The 17,830-nt window shown below is 70.4% G+C and carries 19 protein-coding genes and 1 pseudogene; 12 read left to right on the top strand and 8 right to left on the bottom strand.

The window, feature by feature from the left end; all coding sequences use genetic code 11:
• Positions 1-91 precede the first annotated feature (91 nt).
• Positions 92-374: pseudogene (locus ACZ6TU_RS35855) on the top strand (tyrosine-type recombinase/integrase); the annotation flags it as partial.
• A 78-nt stretch (positions 375-452) separates the two neighbouring features.
• Positions 453-728, top strand: coding sequence for a ribosomal protein L7/L12 (locus ACZ6TU_RS35860; protein ID WP_467673499.1), 276 nt, complete (start codon positions 453-455; stop codon positions 726-728).
• Positions 729-831: 103 nt separating this feature from the next.
• On the opposite strand, the gene ACZ6TU_RS35865 is transcribed toward ACZ6TU_RS35860, so the two are convergent.
• Positions 832-1,593 carry a phosphoglyceromutase gene (locus ACZ6TU_RS35865; RefSeq protein ID WP_467672612.1) on the bottom strand — a complete coding sequence of 254 codons (762 nt, stop codon included), beginning with the start codon at positions 1,591-1,593 and terminating at the stop codon, positions 832-834.
• A gap of 197 nt (positions 1,594-1,790) precedes the next feature.
• Between ACZ6TU_RS35865 and ACZ6TU_RS35870 the strand changes: the two genes are divergently transcribed.
• Complete coding sequence (locus ACZ6TU_RS35870) at positions 1,791-3,059, top strand: MDR family MFS transporter (protein ID WP_467673501.1); 1,269 nt, start codon at positions 1,791-1,793, stop codon at positions 3,057-3,059.
• Between the two features lie 213 nt (positions 3,060-3,272).
• Positions 3,273-3,413, top strand: coding sequence for a hypothetical protein (locus ACZ6TU_RS35875; RefSeq protein ID WP_467672614.1), 141 nt, complete (start codon positions 3,273-3,275; stop codon positions 3,411-3,413).
• 23 nt (positions 3,414-3,436) lie between these two features.
• Here the strand turns inward: ACZ6TU_RS35875 and ACZ6TU_RS35880 are convergent, their stop codons facing one another.
• From ACZ6TU_RS35880 to phoU, 3 genes are all read right to left on the bottom strand, one after another.
• On the bottom strand, positions 3,437-3,688 hold the full coding sequence (locus ACZ6TU_RS35880; RefSeq protein ID WP_467672616.1) for an SCO4226 family nickel-binding protein: 252 nt from the start codon (positions 3,686-3,688) through the stop codon (positions 3,437-3,439).
• 163 nt (positions 3,689-3,851) lie between these two features.
• Positions 3,852-4,007: a hypothetical protein gene (locus ACZ6TU_RS35885; protein ID WP_173937275.1), complete on the bottom strand. Its 156-nt coding sequence runs from the start codon at positions 4,005-4,007 to the stop codon at positions 3,852-3,854.
• 132 nt (positions 4,008-4,139) lie between these two features.
• The gene (gene phoU, locus ACZ6TU_RS35890) at positions 4,140-4,844 is read right to left on the bottom strand and encodes a phosphate signaling complex protein PhoU (protein WP_467672618.1); all 705 of its coding nucleotides are present in this window, start codon (positions 4,842-4,844) and stop codon (positions 4,140-4,142) included.
• A 267-nt stretch (positions 4,845-5,111) separates the two neighbouring features.
• On the opposite strand from phoU, the gene phoR reads away from it, so the two are divergent.
• Positions 5,112-6,452 carry a two-component system sensor histidine kinase PhoR gene (phoR, locus tag ACZ6TU_RS35895; protein ID WP_467672620.1) on the top strand — a complete coding sequence of 447 codons (1,341 nt, stop codon included), beginning with the start codon at positions 5,112-5,114 and terminating at the stop codon, positions 6,450-6,452.
• Positions 6,449-7,129 carry a two-component system response regulator PhoP gene (gene phoP, locus ACZ6TU_RS35900; RefSeq protein ID WP_030243122.1) on the top strand — a complete coding sequence of 227 codons (681 nt, stop codon included), beginning with the start codon at positions 6,449-6,451 and terminating at the stop codon, positions 7,127-7,129. Before phoR ends, phoP begins: the two co-directional genes overlap by 4 nt.
• An 85-nt stretch (positions 7,130-7,214) precedes the next feature.
• On the opposite strand, the gene ACZ6TU_RS35905 is transcribed toward phoP, so the two are convergent.
• Positions 7,215-7,907 (bottom strand): copper chaperone PCu(A)C domain-containing protein, encoded by a 693-nt coding sequence (locus ACZ6TU_RS35905; protein ID WP_467672622.1) that lies wholly within the window; start codon positions 7,905-7,907, stop codon positions 7,215-7,217.
• Between the two features lie 582 nt (positions 7,908-8,489).
• On the opposite strand from ACZ6TU_RS35905, the gene ACZ6TU_RS35910 reads away from it, so the two are divergent.
• The 6 genes from ACZ6TU_RS35910 (at position 8,490) to ACZ6TU_RS35935 (ending at position 14,883) form a co-directional block, all read left to right on the top strand.
• Positions 8,490-8,972 (top strand): CarD family transcriptional regulator, encoded by a 483-nt coding sequence (locus ACZ6TU_RS35910; RefSeq protein WP_003953493.1) that lies wholly within the window; start codon positions 8,490-8,492, stop codon positions 8,970-8,972.
• A 286-nt stretch (positions 8,973-9,258) separates the two neighbouring features.
• Positions 9,259-10,023 (top strand): 2-C-methyl-D-erythritol 4-phosphate cytidylyltransferase, encoded by a 765-nt coding sequence (gene ispD / locus ACZ6TU_RS35915; RefSeq protein WP_469553008.1) that lies wholly within the window; start codon positions 9,259-9,261, stop codon positions 10,021-10,023.
• Positions 10,013-10,516 (top strand): 2-C-methyl-D-erythritol 2,4-cyclodiphosphate synthase, encoded by a 504-nt coding sequence (ispF, locus tag ACZ6TU_RS35920; RefSeq protein WP_467672626.1) that lies wholly within the window; start codon positions 10,013-10,015, stop codon positions 10,514-10,516. Before ispD ends, ispF begins: the two co-directional genes overlap by 11 nt.
• Before the next feature lie 44 nt (positions 10,517-10,560).
• The gene (gene cysS, locus ACZ6TU_RS35925) at positions 10,561-11,958 is read left to right on the top strand and encodes a cysteine--tRNA ligase (protein WP_469553010.1); all 1,398 of its coding nucleotides are present in this window, start codon (positions 10,561-10,563) and stop codon (positions 11,956-11,958) included.
• A gap of 94 nt (positions 11,959-12,052) precedes the next feature.
• Positions 12,053-12,994, top strand: coding sequence for a 23S rRNA (guanosine(2251)-2'-O)-methyltransferase RlmB (rlmB, locus tag ACZ6TU_RS35930; protein ID WP_467672630.1), 942 nt, complete (start codon positions 12,053-12,055; stop codon positions 12,992-12,994).
• A gap of 128 nt (positions 12,995-13,122) precedes the next feature.
• On the top strand, positions 13,123-14,883 hold the full coding sequence (locus tag ACZ6TU_RS35935; RefSeq protein ID WP_469553013.1) for a DoxX family protein: 1,761 nt from the start codon (positions 13,123-13,125) through the stop codon (positions 14,881-14,883).
• Between the two features lie 176 nt (positions 14,884-15,059).
• Here the strand turns inward: ACZ6TU_RS35935 and ACZ6TU_RS35940 are convergent, their stop codons facing one another.
• The 3 genes from ACZ6TU_RS35940 to ACZ6TU_RS35950 form a co-directional block, all read right to left on the bottom strand.
• Entirely contained in the window at positions 15,060-15,791 is a 732-nt protein-coding gene (locus tag ACZ6TU_RS35940) for a nucleotidyltransferase family protein (RefSeq protein ID WP_020271870.1), read from the bottom strand.
• Positions 15,792-15,898: 107 nt separating this feature from the next.
• Entirely contained in the window at positions 15,899-16,354 is a 456-nt protein-coding gene (locus ACZ6TU_RS35945) for a hypothetical protein (protein WP_467672634.1), read from the bottom strand.
• A 217-nt stretch (positions 16,355-16,571) separates the two neighbouring features.
• Positions 16,572-17,660, bottom strand: coding sequence for an ABC transporter ATP-binding protein (locus ACZ6TU_RS35950; RefSeq protein WP_467672636.1), 1,089 nt, complete (start codon positions 17,658-17,660; stop codon positions 16,572-16,574).
• Positions 17,661-17,830 lie beyond the last annotated feature (170 nt).

Genomic DNA, 17,830 nt, shown 5'->3' on the forward strand with positions numbered 1-17,830 from the left:
TCCCACTCGTCATCTGTCAGATCGCCCCGCCCCATGCCCACCACAACGACCCGGGCACGAGGCGGTCACATGATCGCCCGGACAGCTCCTAGGCGTTCACGTCTGGCGGACGTCCCTCAACGAAGAAGTGTGGAAGCGGGCGCTCGCCTCGGCGGGTGATCCCCGAGCGGAAGCCGGGCGGGTCCTATGCCGAGTCCCGCGAGAACGGCATGCACGCCCTCCGCCACTTCTACGCCTCGGTGCTCCTGGACGCCGGGGAGGACATCAAGGCCCTCGCCGAGTACCTCGGCCACTCGGACCCCGGCCTGACACTCCGCGTGTACGCGCATCTCATGCCGTCGAGCCAGGAGCGCACTCGTAAGGCCGTGGCCTCATCTTCGAAGCAACCAAACCGACGCGACATGGCGGTTGAGGACTCGTACGCTCCGATACGGAGAGGGGCGGGAGTGGCGATGGCAGACGAGTACGTCTCGCTGGTGTGCGACGACGTGCCCCATGACGTAGTGCTCACTGACCTCGGCGTCCGTGTGCTGGACGTCGTTCAGGTCGTTCGTCGACTGACGGGACTAAGCCTCTGGCGCAGCAAGGTCCTTGCAACACAGATCCCAGCCCTGATCCTCGTCGGCGTGCCTCAGGAAGACGCTGAGGAAGCCGTCACGGCCCTGCATGACGTGGGAGCACAAGCAGAAGCGAGGGAGCAGCCGGAGCCGGACTTCCTCAAGCGCTGAGCACGGCCCGATCAAGCAGCTGACGGCCCAGAGGCGGCCCCACCGCAGCAACAAGGCCCCTGCCAGCGGAGAAACCGCAGGTAGGGGCCTTGATCAGCTCTGCTTACTTCTTCTTCCCCTGGTTCTTGACCGCCTCGATAGCCGCCGCGGCCGCCTCCGGGTCGAGGTACGTCCCGCCCGGGTTCACCGGCTTGAAGTCGGCGTCGAGTTCGTAGGACAGCGGGATGCCCGTCGGGATGTTCAGGCCCGCGATGTCCTCGTCGGAGATGCCGTCCAGGTGCTTGACCAGGGCGCGCAGGCTGTTGCCGTGGGCGGCGACCAGGACCGTGCGGCCGGTCAGCAGGTCGGGGACGATGGCGTCGAACCAGTACGGGAGCATGCGGACGACGACGTCCTTGAGGCACTCCGTCTGCGGGCGCAGCTCCGGCGGGAGGGTCGCGTAGCGCGGGTCGGAGAACTGGGAGTACTCGGCGTCACGGTCCAGCGCCGGCGGCGGGGTGTCGTAGGAGCGGCGCCACAGCATGAACTGCTCCTCGCCGAACTCGGCGAGCGTCTGGGCCTTGTCCTTGCCCTGGAGGGCGCCGTAGTGGCGCTCGTTCAGGCGCCAGCTGCGGTGGACCGGGATCCAGAGGCGGTCGGCGGACTCCAGGGCGAGCTGCGCGGTGCGGATGGCGCGCTTCTGGAGGGACGTGTGCACGACGTCGGGGAGCAGGCCGGCGTCCTTCAGCAGCTCGCCGCCGCGCGTCGCCTCCTTCTCGCCCTTCGCGGTCAGGTTGACGTCCACCCAGCCGGTGAACAGGTTCTTCTCGTTCCACTCGCTCTCGCCGTGGCGGAGGAGGATCAGCTTGTACGGTGCGTCGGCCATGCCCCAGAGCGTAATCCACGCATTCGCCCGTTCGTGTGGCTGCCCGGCAGGCGGACGTTTGACGGGTTCTGCTAATTGAGTGGCCTCCGTCAACCGGGGTTCTGTAATTTGCGCATTCCGCATGCGCCACTTACATCCTGCGCCACTTGCACGGCGTCACTTACAGCCTTGCGCCCTGGGGGGAGCCCATGTCGTCCATGCCGTACGCCGTGCGTGCCAGACGTGCCGTCCGGGAGACCGTCTCCGGACTGCCCCGCGAGTTCTGGTGGCTGTGGACCAGCACCCTCGTCAACCGGCTCGGCGCCTTTGTCGCCACGTTCATGGCGTTGTACCTGACGCTCGACCGCGGCTACTCCGCCACGTACGCCGGTCTGGTCGCCGCCCTGCACGGCCTCGGCGGTGTGATCTCCGCGCTGGGCGGTGGCGTGATGACCGACCGGCTGGGCCGGCGGCCGACGCTGCTGATCGCGCAGGCCTCGACCGCCGTGTCCGTCGCGCTGCTGGGGTTCGTACACCACCCGGTCGCGATCGCCGGCGTCGCGTTCCTCGTCGGCATGGCGAGCAACGCGTCCCGGCCCGCCGTGCAGGCGATGATGGCGGACATCGTGCGGCCCGAGGACCGTATCCGCGCCTTCTCCCTCAACTACTGGGCCATCAACCTCGGTTTCGCCGTCTCCTCCATGGCCGCCGGATTCATCGCCGAGGTCAGCTACCTCGCCGGGTTCCTGATCGAGGCGGGGATGACGATGGTCTGCGCGATCGTCGTCTTCCTGAAGCTGCCCGAGTCCAAGCCCGCCGAGACGGTGCGGACGGCCGGGCGGGACGACTCCGTCGGGCTCGGCACGGTGCTGCGCGACGGACGCTTCATGGGCGTCGTCGGGCTGTCCTTCCTCGTCGCGCTGATCTTCCAGCAGGCGTCAGTGGGGCTGCCGGTGGCGATGGGTGAGGCCGGGTTCACCCCGGCCGAGTACGGCATGGCGATCGCCGTCAACGGCGTCCTGATCGTCGTGCTCCAGATCCCGGTCACGCGGTTCATCGAGCACCGCGACCCCCGTCGGCTGCTCGTCATCTCCTCGCTCCTCGCGGGGTACGGCTTCGGACTCACCGCCTTCGCCGGGTCGGTCGGCGTCATCGCCCTCACGGTGTGCGTGTGGACGCTGGCCGAGATCGTCAACGCCCCGACGCAGACCGGCCTGGTCGTCCGGCTGTCCCCGCTCCACGGACGCGGGCGCTACCAGGGGATGTACACCATGTCCTGGTCCGTCGCCGCCCTGGTCGCCCCGCTGATGTCCGGCTTCGTCATCGATCGGTTCGGGGCGGAGTGGCTGTGGGGGCTGTGCGCGGTGGTCGGGACGGTGGCCGGGCTGGGGTACGGGGCGTTGATGCGGCGGGTGCCGGAGGAGGAGGCTGAGTCGGCCGAGCCGACTGAGCCCGCCGAGCCGGCTGAGCCAGTTGCGGGGGCCTAGGGCAGGTCCCGGAGCGTTCCGCGTCCGGCCCTTGATCCGTTTCCGGGATGTTCCCGATGGCGGTGACCTGCTGCCGCCCGCACAGCAGCGGCAACTGCTCGACGCCGTCCCCGTCGACGGGGGCAGGGCCATGGCGGCCCGCAGGACGTCCACGGCCTGGGCCTACGGCACTTCAAGCTCGCGGAGGGCTGCTGGGCCTGTGGCCACGGCGGCATGATCCCCGGCTCCGCGACCCGCACCCTCGCTTCGGCGGACGGCCGGCGGTTCATGACCATGAACCGCAACGGCGACTGGGGTGAGCAGCGACTGGAGGACGCCGCCGTCGAATCCGAGTCCTGCCGGAGTGCCCCCTGACACCGGCCGACCGCACCGCTCCCTCACTGGACCGTCAACGGCACCGGATGGATCTCGTCCGCCTTGTGCCCCGCGCGTTCGTGGATGCGCTGGACCGCCTCGGCCGAGGGGGCCTCGGAGAGGCAGTAGACGAGGCCGGACTCCGGGTCCGCCCAGGCCCTCTCGAAGTGGACGTTCTCGTCTCCCTCTATGGCGAGGTCCGCGTTGTGGGCCTCGCGCAGTTGGTCTGCCGTGATGCCCTTCATGCTGTGGTGGACATCCATGAACTTGGCCATGACGTCGTGCCTCCTTCCCAGCACCCGGCGGTACGCCGGTACGGCGGTGCACAGGTGCCGCGTACTTCCATGGTCCGCCCGTACGGGCGCGGAGGCGACCACAACGCCGCAGGGCCCCGGAAGCGAACCACCGGGGCCCTGCTGGTCGTACGAAGGTGCCGGCTCAGCCGCACTGGCAGGGGCTGCCCGACTGGCACCCGCAGCCGCAGCCCGAGCCGCAGCCGCACGCGGCGACCAGGGGCAGGTTCCTGATCTGGGCGGGCTGCTCGGTCTCGCGCTCCTGCGTGGGATCGGGCGTGGTGCTGGGGGATTCGGCCATGGGTCCCTCCTCGAGGCTGGTGCCTGTGCCCATTGGATGCCCGTTCCACTGGGCGCATCAACGGCGCACTGAGGCGCCCACGCGCCCCAGCCGATCCCCGCCCGGCCCTTTCACGCCCTGCCAGGCCCGAAGTCAGGCGCTTTCCGACTCCGTGACCGCCTGGATCTCCGGCTGCACGTCCGTCGTCTGGAGCTCGTCCGCGTGCTCACCCGTCACCAGGTACACCACCCGCTTGGCGACCGAGACCGCGTGGTCGGCGAACCGCTCGTAGTAACGGCCCAGCAGCGTGACGTCCACGGCCGTCTCGATGCCGTGCTTCCAGCGGTCGTCCATCAGGTGCTGGAAGAGGGTGCGGTGCAGCAGGTCCATCTCGTCGTCGTCCTGCTCCAGCTGGAGCGCCAGGTCGACGTCCTTGGTGATGATCACCTCGGCGGCCTTGGCCATCAGGCGCTGGGCGAGCTGGCCCATCTCCAGGATGGTGGCGTGCAGGTCGCTCGGGACCGCGTGGTTTGGGTAGCGCAGGCGCGCGAGCTTCGCCACGTGCTGCGCCAGGTCGCCCGAGCGCTCCAGGTCGGCCGACATACGCAGCGACGTGACGACGATGCGCAGGTCCGTCGCCACCGGCTGCTGCCGCGCCAGCAGGGCAATGGCCCGGGCCTCCAGGTCGTGCTGGAGCTCGTCGACCTTCTGGTCGCCCTCGATGACGTTCTCCGCCAGCTTCAGGTCGGAGTCGAGCATGGCGGTGGTGGCGCGCCCGATCGCCGAGCCGACCAGCCGGGCCATCTCCACCAGACCGTCGCCGATCGAGTCCAGTTCCTCGTGGTACGCGTCCCGCATCAGGCTTCCCTCTCGTGCGTCTGTGTCGGGGGTTCAAGGGCCGGGCCCACCGAACAACCGGTGGTACGACCGTTGTACTACCAGCGGTACGACCGTCGTATTACCAACGGTCCGAACCCCACGCTCCCACGTTCCGGCCCGTACGCGTCCGTTTCCGTCATCCCAAATGAACCAGTACTGGCTCCAAGGTGAACTCTGGGCGACGAGTGTTCCAGCTCGCAGCCCGACGGCTGTGGCCCGTGCCCGACCCATGCCTAACCTGGGTGCATGGACGTGAACGCGGCGGTCGCCGCAGCGGCTGCGATCGCCGGGGTGCTCACCGGCGTCATCGCCATGCTGGCGTTCCGCTGGAGCGAGCGCGAACAGAAGCGCCCCACCCGTAGCTCCCTGCACACGGACGCGGTGCTCCCGCCGGGCGTGGACACGGTCCTGTCGGTCCTCAGATCCTCCGCCGTCGTGCTCGACGAGGCGGACGCCGTCGTCAAGGCCAGCTCGGCGGCGTACGCCCTCGGCCTGGTCCGCGGCGGCAAGCTCGCCGTCGAGCCGATGCTCCAGATGGCCCGGGACACCCGGCGCGACGGGGAGATACGCCAGGTCGAGCTGGACCTGCCGCGGCGCGGCACCGGTCGCGGGGAGGCCCTGGCCGTCTCCGCGCGGGTCGCGCCGCTCGGCTCCCGGCTGGTGCTGCTGCTCGTGGAGGACCTCACCGAGGCCCGCCGGATCGAGGCGGTGCGGCGCGACTTCGTCGCCAACGTGAGCCATGAGCTGAAGACGCCCGTCGGCGCCCTCTCGCTGCTGTCCGAGGCCGTCATGGACGCCTCCGACGACCCCGAGGCCGTCGAGCGGTTCGCCGGGCGCATGCAGATCGAGGCCACCCGGCTCACCAGCCTGGTGCAGGAGCTCATCGACCTGTCGCGGGTGCAGAACGACGACCCGCTGGAGGACGCCGAGCCGGTCCGCGTCGACGAGCTCGTCGCCGAGGCCATCGACCGCTGCCGGCATCAGGCCGGCACCAAGCAGATCACCATGGCCTCTAATGTCTGGGCGCCCGAAGGGCCCGAGCAGGGTGGCGGGCGACGGGAGGGCGGCACCGTCGACCTGCACGTCTGGGGAAACCGCGGCCAGCTCGCCGCCGCCCTCGGCAACCTCGTCGAGAACGCGGTCAACTACTCTCCCGCCCGCACCCGAGTCGGCATAGCGGCCCGCAGGGTGAACGCGCCCGGTGGGGAACACATCGAGATCGCCGTCACCGACCAGGGCATCGGCATCTCCGACAAGGACAAGGAGCGCATCTTCGAGCGCTTCTACCGTGTCGACCCGGCCCGCTCCCGCGCCACCGGTGGTACGGGACTGGGGCTGGCCATCGTGAAACACGTGGCCGCCTCGCACGGCGGGGAAGTCACGGTGTGGAGCGCCGAAGGCCAGGGCTCCACCTTCACCCTGCGGCTGCCGGAGGCCGGTGCGGCCCGCGACCGCGCACATCAGCAGTCCGCCCGATCGGAACGCGCAGGAGGCGCGGGCCTCGACGAAGAGGCCGGGCGGTCCACCCCCACATCCCCCGAATCAACCGCGTACGAAACGCTTCCTGCCCCGGAGGTCCTTCCGTGACCCGAGTGCTCGTCGTCGAGGACGAGGAGTCCTTCTCCGACGCCCTGTCGTACATGCTCCGCAAGGAGGGCTTCGAGGTCGCCGTCGCGACCACCGGGCCCGACGGACTCGACGAGTTCGAGCGCAACGGCGCCGACCTCGTCCTCCTCGACCTGATGCTGCCCGGCCTGCCGGGCACCGAGGTCTGCCGCCAGCTGCGCGGCCGCTCCAACGTCCCCGTCATCATGGTGACCGCCAAGGACAGCGAGATCGACAAGGTCGTCGGCCTGGAGATAGGGGCCGACGACTACGTCACCAAGCCCTTCTCCTCGCGCGAGCTGGTCGCCCGTATCCGGGCCGTGCTGCGCCGCAGAGGTGAGCCGGAGGAGGTGACCCCGGCCGCGCTGGAGGCCGGTCCGGTCCGCATGGACGTCGACCGGCACGTGGTCACCGTCGGTGGCACCAAGATCGACCTGCCGCTGAAGGAGTTCGACCTGCTGGAGATGCTGCTGCGCAACGCCGGCCGCGTGCTGACCCGCATGCAGCTCATCGACCGCGTCTGGGGCGCCGACTACGTCGGTGACACCAAGACCCTCGACGTCCACGTCAAGCGCCTGCGCGCCAAGATCGAGCCGGACCCGGGCGCCCCGCGCTACCTGGTGACGGTCCGTGGCCTGGGCTACAAGTTCGAGCCGTAAGCCGGCCGAGCACGACAGCGACACGAAAGGGCGGGACCTCTCCAGGGAGAGGTCCCGCCCTTTCGCTACGGCTGTCCTACGGGGCTCAGTGCCCGGCGCCCGCACCGGCCGAGGTGCTCGCGGAGGCCGCGTCGGTCGGCGTGCCCGGCGACTCGTGGCCGCCCGGCGTCTCGCCCGCGGCGGGGCTCTCGGTGCCGGCCGGCGAACCGGAGGGGCTCCCCGACGGCGAACCGGAGGGGGACGCCGAGCCGCCCGGCGCGGCCGGGACCTCGGTCGGGCCCCACTCGGTGAAGTGGTGCTCGGCGGGGACGACGAACGCGCGCAGGCTCACGTCACCGGTCTTGCTGAAGGTGAAGGTGACCTTCTGGGCGTTGCCGTCCTGGGCGGCCTCGCGACCGCTCGGCAGCACGGCCGTGGCGTTGTCCTTGCCGCCCAGGACCAGGCTGCCGCCGGCCGGGATGCTCAGGCTGCCGCCCTTGGCGGGCTTGAGCTCGGCCTTGTCGCCGGTGCCGGGGAGGGTGATGGACTCCAGCGTCTCGGCGGTGCTGCCGGAGTTGAAGAAGGTGGCGGAGATCGCGGCCGGGCCGGTCGACTCGAGGTCGGGCTGCGTGATCACGATCGCGTTCTGGACCTTGATGTTGCCTACGCTCGTCGCCGCGTGGTCCGGCTGGATCTCGAGGGTCTGCGCGTCGTTGCCGGCACCGCACGCGGCGAGCGAGGCAACAGAGAACGCGATGGCGGCAGCGGCGAGGACGCCGCGTCGAAGGCTGCTGCTCACGGCGGCGGCAACTCCTTGACTCGAGCGGAGCGGCCGATAAAGCCGCCCTAAGTGTCTGTCAGCAGGCCTCAGGTTACCGAGCCGTTCCAGCGCGGCCGCACCCGACCCCCCGGCACCTGTGATCGCACCCGAGTCACAAGTGACGGCTGGGTCACATTGGCGGGATGCTCGTCCGGCATTCACATAAGAACCCCGGGCGGCAGCGCAAATCTTCCGTGAAGGAATGTGCGGACCACCTCGGAATTGATCACCGGAGACTCACCCGGACGCCCGGTGATCAATTCCGGATTCGACCGGAACCCGGCTCGGGCCGCCGAACGGAGCAGCGGAAGTCGATCACATGGAACCGGACATATGGGGATGTTCGGCCGCTTGGAGGAGGCTCCGGATGTGTGTAACGTACGCGTTTCGCTCGGCCTGGAGAGCCGCTCCGACCTGCGAATACCTTCTTCCACTCCCTGTCCGAAGCACGTTCCTGTTGGACTTGTCAAGCCCCGAGATATGCCCTGACCTGCGAAAACGCCATTCAGAACCCGCAGTTTCCGTGTTACTCTGGATAGCCACGGAAGGGGTACCTGTCACATGACGTTCAAGGTTGGCGACACCGTGGTCTATCCCCATCACGGGGCCGCGCTGATCGAGGCTATCGAAACTCGCCAGATCAAAGGCGTGGACAAGACCTACTTGGTGCTGAAGGTCGCCCAGGGTGACCTGACAGTGCGTGTGCCAGCGGACAATGCGGAGTTCGTCGGCGTGCGTGATGTGGTCGGTCAGGACGGGCTGGACCGGGTCTTCGAGGTGCTGCGCGCACCGTACGCCGAGGAGCCCACGAACTGGTCCCGTCGTTACAAGGCAAACCTGGAGAAGCTCGCCTCGGGCGATGTCATCAAGGTCGCGGAAGTGGTGCGTGACCTGTGGCGTCGTGAGCGTGAGCGTGGACTCTCCGCTGGTGAGAAGCGCATGCTCGCCAAGGCCCGCCAGATTCTGGTGAGCGAACTCGCTCTCGCGGAGAACACCAACGAGGACAAGGCCGAGGCCCTGCTCGACGAGGTTCTCGCCTCCTGAGGCGAAGCCTGTCGCTCAGCACTCTGCTTGGCAACCCTGCACATCGAAATGCCGCGGTGCCCGATGACGATTCTTCTGTCGCCGGGCGCTGCGGCATGTTCGTACCCGGGCACCGAATGCGCCCTCACCGCCGGATGTGTTATCACTCACGATCCGGTGCTTGGCGTGCCGGGCCCGGGCAGCCGGCTCGACCAGCGTCACGGAAGGGTCCGGTCGAGCGCGTCGCGCCCGGCACTCCTCCAGGCCATACCCACGCCAGGGCAACACACAAACCTGACAGGAACCGATGTCTGACGATTCGCGTCCTTCGCCGCCGGCCGCCCCTTCGGCAGCCCGTACGGCGGCCGTGATCCCGGCCGCCGGCCGTGGTGTACGGCTCGGCCCGGGTGCCCCCAAGGCGCTCCGCGCGCTGGGCGGCACCCCCATGCTCATCCACGCGGTCCGCGCGATGGCCGCCTCCCGCGCCGTCTCGCTGGTCGTCGTCGTGGCCCCGCCCGACGGTGCCGCCGAGGTCAAGTCGCTGCTCGACGCGCACGCGCTGCCCGAGCGGACCGACTTCCTCGTCGTACCGGGCGGGCAGAGCCGGCAGGAGTCCGTGAAGCTCGGCCTGGACGCGCTGCCGCCCGGCCACGACATCGTGCTGGTGCACGACGCGGCCCGGCCGCTGGTGCCGGTGGACACGGTCGACGCCGTGATCGAGGCCGTACGCGAGGGCGCCCCGGCCGTGGTCCCGGCGCTTCCGCTCGCCGACACCGTCAAGCAGGTCGAGCCCGCCGGGACGCCGGGCGATCCGGAGCCGGTCGTCGCGACGCCGGAGCGCGCGCGGCTGCGGGCGGTGCAGACGCCGCAGGGCTTCGACCGGGCGACGCTGGTACGGGCGCACGAGACGGCCACCGGGGACGTCACCGACGACGCCGGCATGGTCGAGCAGCTCGGCCTCACGGTTGTGGCGGTGCCCGGCCACGAGGAGGCGTTCAAGGTCACCCGGCCCCTGGACCTGGTGCTCGCGGAGGCGGTCCTGGCCCGCAGGAGGCTCAACGATGGCTTCTGACGAGATGCCCGTGATGCCGCTGCCCCAGGTCGGCATCGGCACCGACATCCACGCCTTCGAGGAGGGCCGCGAGCTGTGGTGCGCCGGCCTGAAGTGGGAGGGCGAGGGCCCGGGCCTGGCGGGCCACTCGGACGCGGACGTCGTCGCACACGCCGCGTGCAACGCGCTGTTCTCGGCGGCCGGCCTCGGCGACCTCGGCCGGCACTTCGGCACGGGCCGCCCCGAGTGGTCGGGCGCGTCCGGCGTCACGCTGCTGACGGAGGCGGCCCGGATCGTCCGCGAGGCGGGCTTCCGCATCGGCAACATCGCCGTACAGGTCGTGGGCCCGAGGCCGAAGATCGGCAAACGGCGGGACGAGGCGCAGAAGCTCCTGTCGGAGGCGGCGGGAGCACCGGTGTCGGTGTCGGGGGCGACGACGGACGGACTGGGCTTCCCCGGACGCGACGAGGGCCTCATGGCGGTGGCGACGGCGCTGGTCGTACGAGCCGGGTGAAAGGCACTGCCCCACACACCCTCAGGGCCTACTACCCTGGTCCCGTGACTATTCGCCTGTACGACACCAGCGCCCGGCAGATCCGTGACTTCTCCCCGCTCAAGCCGGGTTGTGTCTCGATCTACCTGTGCGGTGCCACCGTGCAGGCCGCCCCGCACATCGGCCACATCCGGTCGGGTCTGAACTTCGACATCATGCGCCGCTGGTTCGCGTACCGCGGCTACGACGTCACGTTCGTGCGGAACGTGACGGACATCGACGACAAGATCATCGCCAAGTCGGCCGACCAGAACCGCCCCTGGTGGGCCATCGGCTACGAGAACGAGCGCGCGTTCAACGACGGCTACCACGCCCTCGGCTGCCTGCCCCCGACCTACGAGCCGCGTGCCACGGGCCACGTGACCGAGATGGTCGAGATGATGCGCGGCCTCATCGAGCGCGGGCACGCCTACGAGGCCGACGGCAACGTCTACTTCGACGTGCGCTCCTTCCCGGAGTATCTGGCGCTGTCCAACCAGGAGCTGGACAACCTCCAGCAGCCGTCCGGCGCGGGGGAGACCGGCAAGCGCGACCCGCGGGACTTCGCCATGTGGAAGGCGGCGAAGCCGGGGGAGCCCAGCTGGGAGACGCCGTGGGGCCGCGGCCGCCCGGGCTGGCACCTGGAGTGCTCGGCGATGGCGCACAAGTACCTCGGCACCGCCTTCGACATCCACGGCGGCGGCCTCGACCTGGTCTTCCCGCACCACGAGAACGAGATCGCCCAGGCCAAGGCCTACGGCGACGACTTCGCCCGGTACTGGGTGCACAACGCCTGGGTCACCATGAGCGGCGAGAAGATGTCCAAGTCGCTCGGCAACTCGGTCCTGGTCAGCGAGATGGTCAAGCGCTGGCGGCCCATCGTGCTGCGCTACTACCTCGGCACCCCGCACTACCGCTCGATGATCGAGTACAGCGAGGAGGCACTGCGCGAGGCCGAGTCGGCGTTCGCGCGGATCGAGGGCTTCGTGCAGCGCGTCGTGGAGAAGGCCGGTGTCGTCGAGCCCGCCGCCGAGGTGCCGCTGGCCTTCGCCGAGGCGATGGACGACGACCTGGGCGTGCCGCAGGCGCTCGCCGTGGTGCACACCACGGTCCGGCAGGGCAACAGCGCGCTGGCCGCCGACGACAAGGAAGCCGCGGTGGCCCGGCTCGCCGAGGTCCGTGCCATGCTCGGCGTCCTCGGGCTCGACCCGCTCGACGCCCACTGGGCCGGGGAGAGCGACCGCGGCGCTGATCTGCACGGCGTGGTCGACACGCTCGTCCGCATGGTGCTCGACCAGCGCGAGGCCGCGCGGGCCCGCAAGGACTGGACCACCGCGGACGCCATCCGCGACCAGCTCGGCCAGTCCGGTCTGGTCATCGAGGACAGCCCGCAAGGGCCGCGCTGGAGCCTCGGACCGCGCTGACCCGGCCGCGATCCGGAAGATCGATTGTGCCGCCCGGGCCTCCGGGCGGCACACTGCATAGACGTACGTCACCGAACCCACAGACAGGTAGGTCATGGCAGCCAACAACCGCCGCATGTCCGGCAAGAAGGGCGCGCAGGTCGGCAGTGGCGGCCAGCGGCGCAAGGGCTTGGAGGGCAAGGGCCCCACTCCGCCCGCCGAGATGCGCAAGGGACACAAGAAGAACCGTGTCGCCAGCGCCAAGGCGCGGCAGACCGCGCGCCGTCCCGCGCCCCGGGGCCGCGGCGGCAAGTCCACGTCCGAGCTGGTCGTCGGCCGTAACCCGGTCTACGAGGCGCTGCGCGACGGCGTGCCCGCCTCCACGCTGTACGTCCAGCAGTTCATCGACAACGACGAGCGCGTCCGTGAGGCACTCCAGCTCGCCGCCGAGCGCGGCGGGATCAACCTCATGGAGGCCCCCCGCCCCGAGCTCGACCGGATGACGAACGGGCTGAACCACCAGGGGCTCGTGCTCCAGGTCCCGCCGTACGAGTACGCCCACCCGCAGGACCTCGCCGACGCCGCCCTCGACGACGGCGAGGACCCGCTGATCGTCGCGCTCGACGGTGTCACCGACCCGCGCAACCTGGGCGCGGTCGTCCGCTCCGTCTCCGCCTTCCGCGGGCACGGCGTCGTCGTACCCGAGCGGCGGGCCGCCGGGATGACGGCGGGTGCCTGGAAGACGTCCGCCGGTGCGGCCGCCCGTACGCCCGTCGCCCGCGCCACCAACCTGACGCGCGCGCTGGAGGCCTACAAGAAGGCCGGCATCGTGGTCGTCGGTCTGGCCGCCGACGGCGAGGTCGAACTCGGTGATCTGGAGGCCCTGGGCGGGCCCGTCGTCATCGTCGTCGGCAGCGAGGGCAAGGGGCTGTCCCGGCTGGTCGGGGAGACCTGCGACTTCCGGGTGCGGATCCCGATGCCGGGCGGCGCCGAGTCGCTCAACGCCGGTGTGGCGGCGGGCATCGTGCTGTACGAGGCGGCCCGCCGGCGCAGCTGAACAGGCGTCCGCCACCTCACCTGTGCGGCGTAATTCCGGGAACATCGGGGCGACGAGGACGAGCTTGACGGGAGCCGGACACATCCGGCTGGTCAAGGCAGTGTCCTATCCCGACGTCACTCGGTTAGATGAGTGTGGACACCAGAACACCCCGCACACCCACGGGGGACCGCTCGTCGGGACTCGACGACGCTCCCGCGCTGAGCATGGTGAAGGTTCCGAGCGACCCGGCGCAGGTCATCGTCAATCACGCGAGTTTCCGCGTGCAGTTGGGCGTCTCGACGCGTCGCGTCCAGTCCCCACGGGTCGCACGGCACCTGACCGCCAGCGAGGACACCGCCCGCATCCCCGTCGTCACCGCCGGGGGCGCGGCGGACGGGGCCACCACCCGCCGCCGGGCCGTCGTCTGGAGCGGAAAGTCCGCGCCCGACGACACCGGCGCCCACCGGCTCCTCCAGGCGGTCCGGCACGAGAGCGTCCGCCACCCCGACGAGTCCGCCACGGACACCGGGGCCACCCAGGTCATCTCCCGCGTGGGCACCGACCCGCAGGCCCCGGGTTACGGCGCCGGATACCAGGACGGCGGCTACGGCGGCACCGGTTACGAGGGTGACGGCTACGAGGACGGCGGCTACCAGAGCGACCTCACCCAGACCGTCGAGACCCCCGTCGTAGGCCCGCAGCGCACGTACGAGCCCGCCGACGCCACCCGGCTGCTGCCGCACATGCGCACGGTCGGCAGCGCCTACGACGAACCCGCCTGTACGGAAGCGGAGTTCGAGGACCTCGCCGCCGAGACGGACGACACCGAGCGGCCCGCCAAGCGCCACGGCGACGACCCGGCGCGGCACGCCTACTACCCGGGCCGCCGGATGAACCTCGGCGTCGTCCTGCTCCCGCTGCGCGTCTTCCTCGGCTTCATCTCCATCTACGCCGGCATGGGCAAGCTGTGCGACCCCGTCTACTTCGACGGCGGCAAGCGCGGCTCCATGGTCAAGTGGCTCAACACCCTGCACCCCTGGGAAGTCGCCGAGCCGCTGCGCCAGTTCGCCCTCGAGCACCCGGTCGGCTCCGGACTCGTCATCGCCTTCGCCCAGGTCATCGTCGGCGTCCTGACGGTCCTCGGCTGCTGGCAGCGCGTCAGCGCCTCCTTCGGCGCCCTGCTCTCGGCCGCGCTGCTGGTCACCGTCAGCTGGAAGAGCGTTCCCGCCTACGAGACCCCCGACATCATCTACCTCGCCGCCTGGTCCCCGCTGATCATCGCCGGCGCCCCCGTCTACTCCGTCGACGGCCGCCTGGCCGACAGCGCCTGGCGCCGCCTCGGACCCCGCGCCGACATCTGGGGCCTGCGCCGCTACGTGCTGCGCCGCGGCGCCCTCGTCACCGCCGTCGCCGTCGGTCTCACGCTCCTCGTCGGCTCACTGCTCGGCGGCGCCGTCCGCGACGCCGACCGGGTCGTCGTCCCCGGACCCGGCGAGGCCCCGCGCAACGAACTGCCCGGCTCCCCGCTCCCGGACGCACCCGGCAAGCGGCAGGACAGGCGGACCCCGTCGGCCTCCACCTCGCCCACCCAGGGCGCCACGGCCGGCTCGGCCAGCCCCAGCGCGGGCACCACGACCAGGCCGGGCGCCACCCGGGACGCCGGCACGGTCACCGGCGGTTCGCCCAGCCAGACCCAGGGCAGCGCGGGCCAGGCCCCGCCCCAGCAGTCCTCCCCGGCCGGCCAGGCCCCGAGCACCACGTCCGGCCCCACCTCCGGCGGCACGGCGACCGGTGGCACGGCGACCGGCGGCACGGGATCGACCGGCGGCTCGGGCGACGGCGGCTCGGGCGACGGCGGTTCCTCGTCCACGGGCCGACGGGGCCTGGTGGGCGGCCTGCTGGGCTAGCCGACCGCCACGAGCAAGAAGGGGCCCCACACCTTCGAGGTGCGGGGCCCCTTCTTGCGGGTGCGGGAGCTGCCTTCTCGGGGGCGCGGGCGGTGTCGATGTGCGGCTCCGCCGCGTGGGCGCGACAAGCCACAACGAGCCGGGCAGCCGCGAAACGACAACAGCCTCCCGAGCTCTCAGCGCCCCGAAGCCGCCAGTTCCTTCGCAGCCTCCGTCAAGTCCTTGGCCGTGTCGATCGCACGCCAATACGACCCCTGAGGGATCGTGAACCCGGCCAGCTTCCGCTCGCGGGCCAGCCGGGGAAACGTCGTGCGCTCGTGGTCCCCCCGGTCCGGCAGGAGCCCCGCGAACTCGGGGGAGAAGACATACACACCCGCGTTGATCTCGAAGGTCGACGGCGGGGCCTCGATGAAGTCCGTGATACGACCGAAGCCGTCCGTCTTCACCGCGCCCCACGGCAGGCGCGGCCGGGCCAGGGCCAGTGTCGCGACGGCGTCCCGCTCGGTGTGGAAGTCCGCCATGTCACGCAGCGAGAACCGGGTCCAGATGTCGCCGTTCGTGGCGTACCAGGGCTGGTCCGGGTGGGGCAGATGCGCGGCGGCGTACTTGAGGCCGCCGCCGCGGCCGAGGGGTTCCGACTCCACGACGGTGGTGACGGAGACGGGCAGATCGGCCGTCTCCAGCCACTTCTGGAGCACCTCGGCGAGGTGGCCGCAGGAGACCACCACGTCCGTCACGCCCTCCTCGGCGAGCCAGGACAGCTGATGGCCGATGATCGGTGTCCCCGTCCCGGGGATCTCGACCATCGGCTTGGGCCGGTCGTCGGTGTACGGACGCAGCCGGGAGCCCTGGCCTCCGGCCAGAACGACGGCTTGAACGGGGCGGGACGCGGCGCTCGGATCGCTCATGAGACCGAACTGTACGTGGCGTCCCGCCCGTGACCGCGGCGGACGAAGGTTCCGCGTCAATCGCTGCCGGCTTCCCACCCCTCTCCTTCGGCGACAGGGCGGTGCGCTCAGCCGTGCGCGGCCGCGACACCCGTGGCGAAGGCGGTGTCGCAGACCGGGCGGGCGTAGGACTGGGCGCGCGTCGGGCCGTAGACCCGGACGGCGGCCTGGCCGAGGGTGCGGGCGATGGACGCGCAGTGCCGGGCCAGCGACGGGCGGCCGTTGACGGCCTGCTGGAGGTGGGTGAGGGCGACGCCCGGGTTCTCCTCCTGGAGCTCGGTCAGCAGCTTGTCGCGCAGGACGTCCTGCGGGGCGCGCTTGGCGGCCCGCGGAGTGCCGGCGGACGTGCTGGTGTCCGCGGCCGTGAGCACCGGGTCGGAGGGGCTACCCGACCAGTTGACTCGGGTGACCGCGAGGGTCCCGGAGAGCACCAGGACGACGGGCAGGACGAAAGCGAGGGTGCGGCCGATCCGGCGGGCGGGGCCCCGGCCGCGTCGCGTCGGTTGGTTCATGGAATGCTTCACGCGTGTGAGAGTAGCGCGGGGTAATGGTTTGTAGACATTTAGTCACCGGTTCGGGGGATGAGAAAGGGCCCATATTTGGGTAAGGCGTTGACGCACACCGTTCGAAACGTCCGGTCTGCCGGGGTATTTGTCGACAACGAGAAGGGCCCCGCAGCGCGCTGCGGGGCCCTCTTCGTCAACCTGGGCGATTCACCCGGGGTTGGGCGTTTGTCGATGGTCAGTCGGACAGGCGCGCGCCCGTGGAGGTCGAGAACACGTGGGTCTCGCCGGAGCGCGGGACGATGTGCAGCGTGCTGCCCTTCTCCGGGACGTCACGGCCGCTCACGCGGACCACGAGGTCCTTGGAGTCGTCGCCGACCTTCGCGGTGCCGTAGACGTAGGCGTCGGCGCCCAGCTCCTCGACCACGTTCACGGTGACCGCGAGGCCCAGCTCGGCCTCCGGACCAGCCACGTCGAAGTGCTCGGGGCGGACACCGACGGTGACGGTCTTGTCGGTGGTGGCGGCGAGCGCGTCGCGCTGCACCGGCACGACCGACTTGCCGAACTTCACGCCGCCGTCGGTCACCGGGACCTCGACGAGGTTCATCGCCGGGGAGCCGATGAAGCCGGCCACGAAGAGGTTGGCGGGCTTGTCGTACATGTTGCGCGGGGTGTCGATCTGCTGGAGCAGACCGTCCTTGAGGACCGCCACGCGGTCGCCCATCGTCATGGCCTCGACCTGGTCGTGGGTGACGTAGACGGTGGTGATGCCCAGGCGGCGCTGGAGCGAGGCGATCTGCGTACGCGTGGACACACGGAGCTTGGCGTCCAGGTTGGACAGCGGCTCGTCCATGAGGAACACCTGCGGCTCACGCACGATGGCGCGGCCCATGGCGACACGCTGGCGCTGACCACCGGAGAGCGCCTTCGGCTTGCGGTCCAGGTACTCCGTGAGGTCGAGGATCTTCGCGGCCTCCTCGACCTTCTGCCGGATCTCCGCCTTGTTGACGCCGGCGATCTTGAGCGCGAAGCCCATGTTGTCGGCGACGGTCATGTGCGGGTAGAGCGCGTAGTTCTGGAACACCATGGCGATGTCCCGGTCCTTCGGCGGCAGGTGGGTGACGTCGCGGTCGCCGATGCGGATGGCGCCGGCGTTGACGTCCTCGAGCCCCGCGAGCATGCGGAGCGAGGTGGACTTGCCGCAGCCGGACGGGCCGACGAGGACGAGGAACTCGCCGTCCTCGATGTCGATCTCCAGCGCGTCAACGGCGGGCTTGGTGGAACCCGGGTAGATCCGGGTCGCCTTGTCGAACGAGACAGTGGCCATGGTGAATGAACCCCTTCTACCGGCAGGAACGTGCCGGACGATCCGAGTAGGAAGGTGGTGCCACGACGGTATTCCGTTGTGGTGTAGTCCACGCGTGTGAACTGGCTCAGGACGGTACCTGGCGTTCACCTGTCTGTCAGTACCTCCGGGCCTGTGAACTTCGCGGAAAT

Source organism: Streptomyces sp. NPDC052064 (assembly GCF_055585925.1).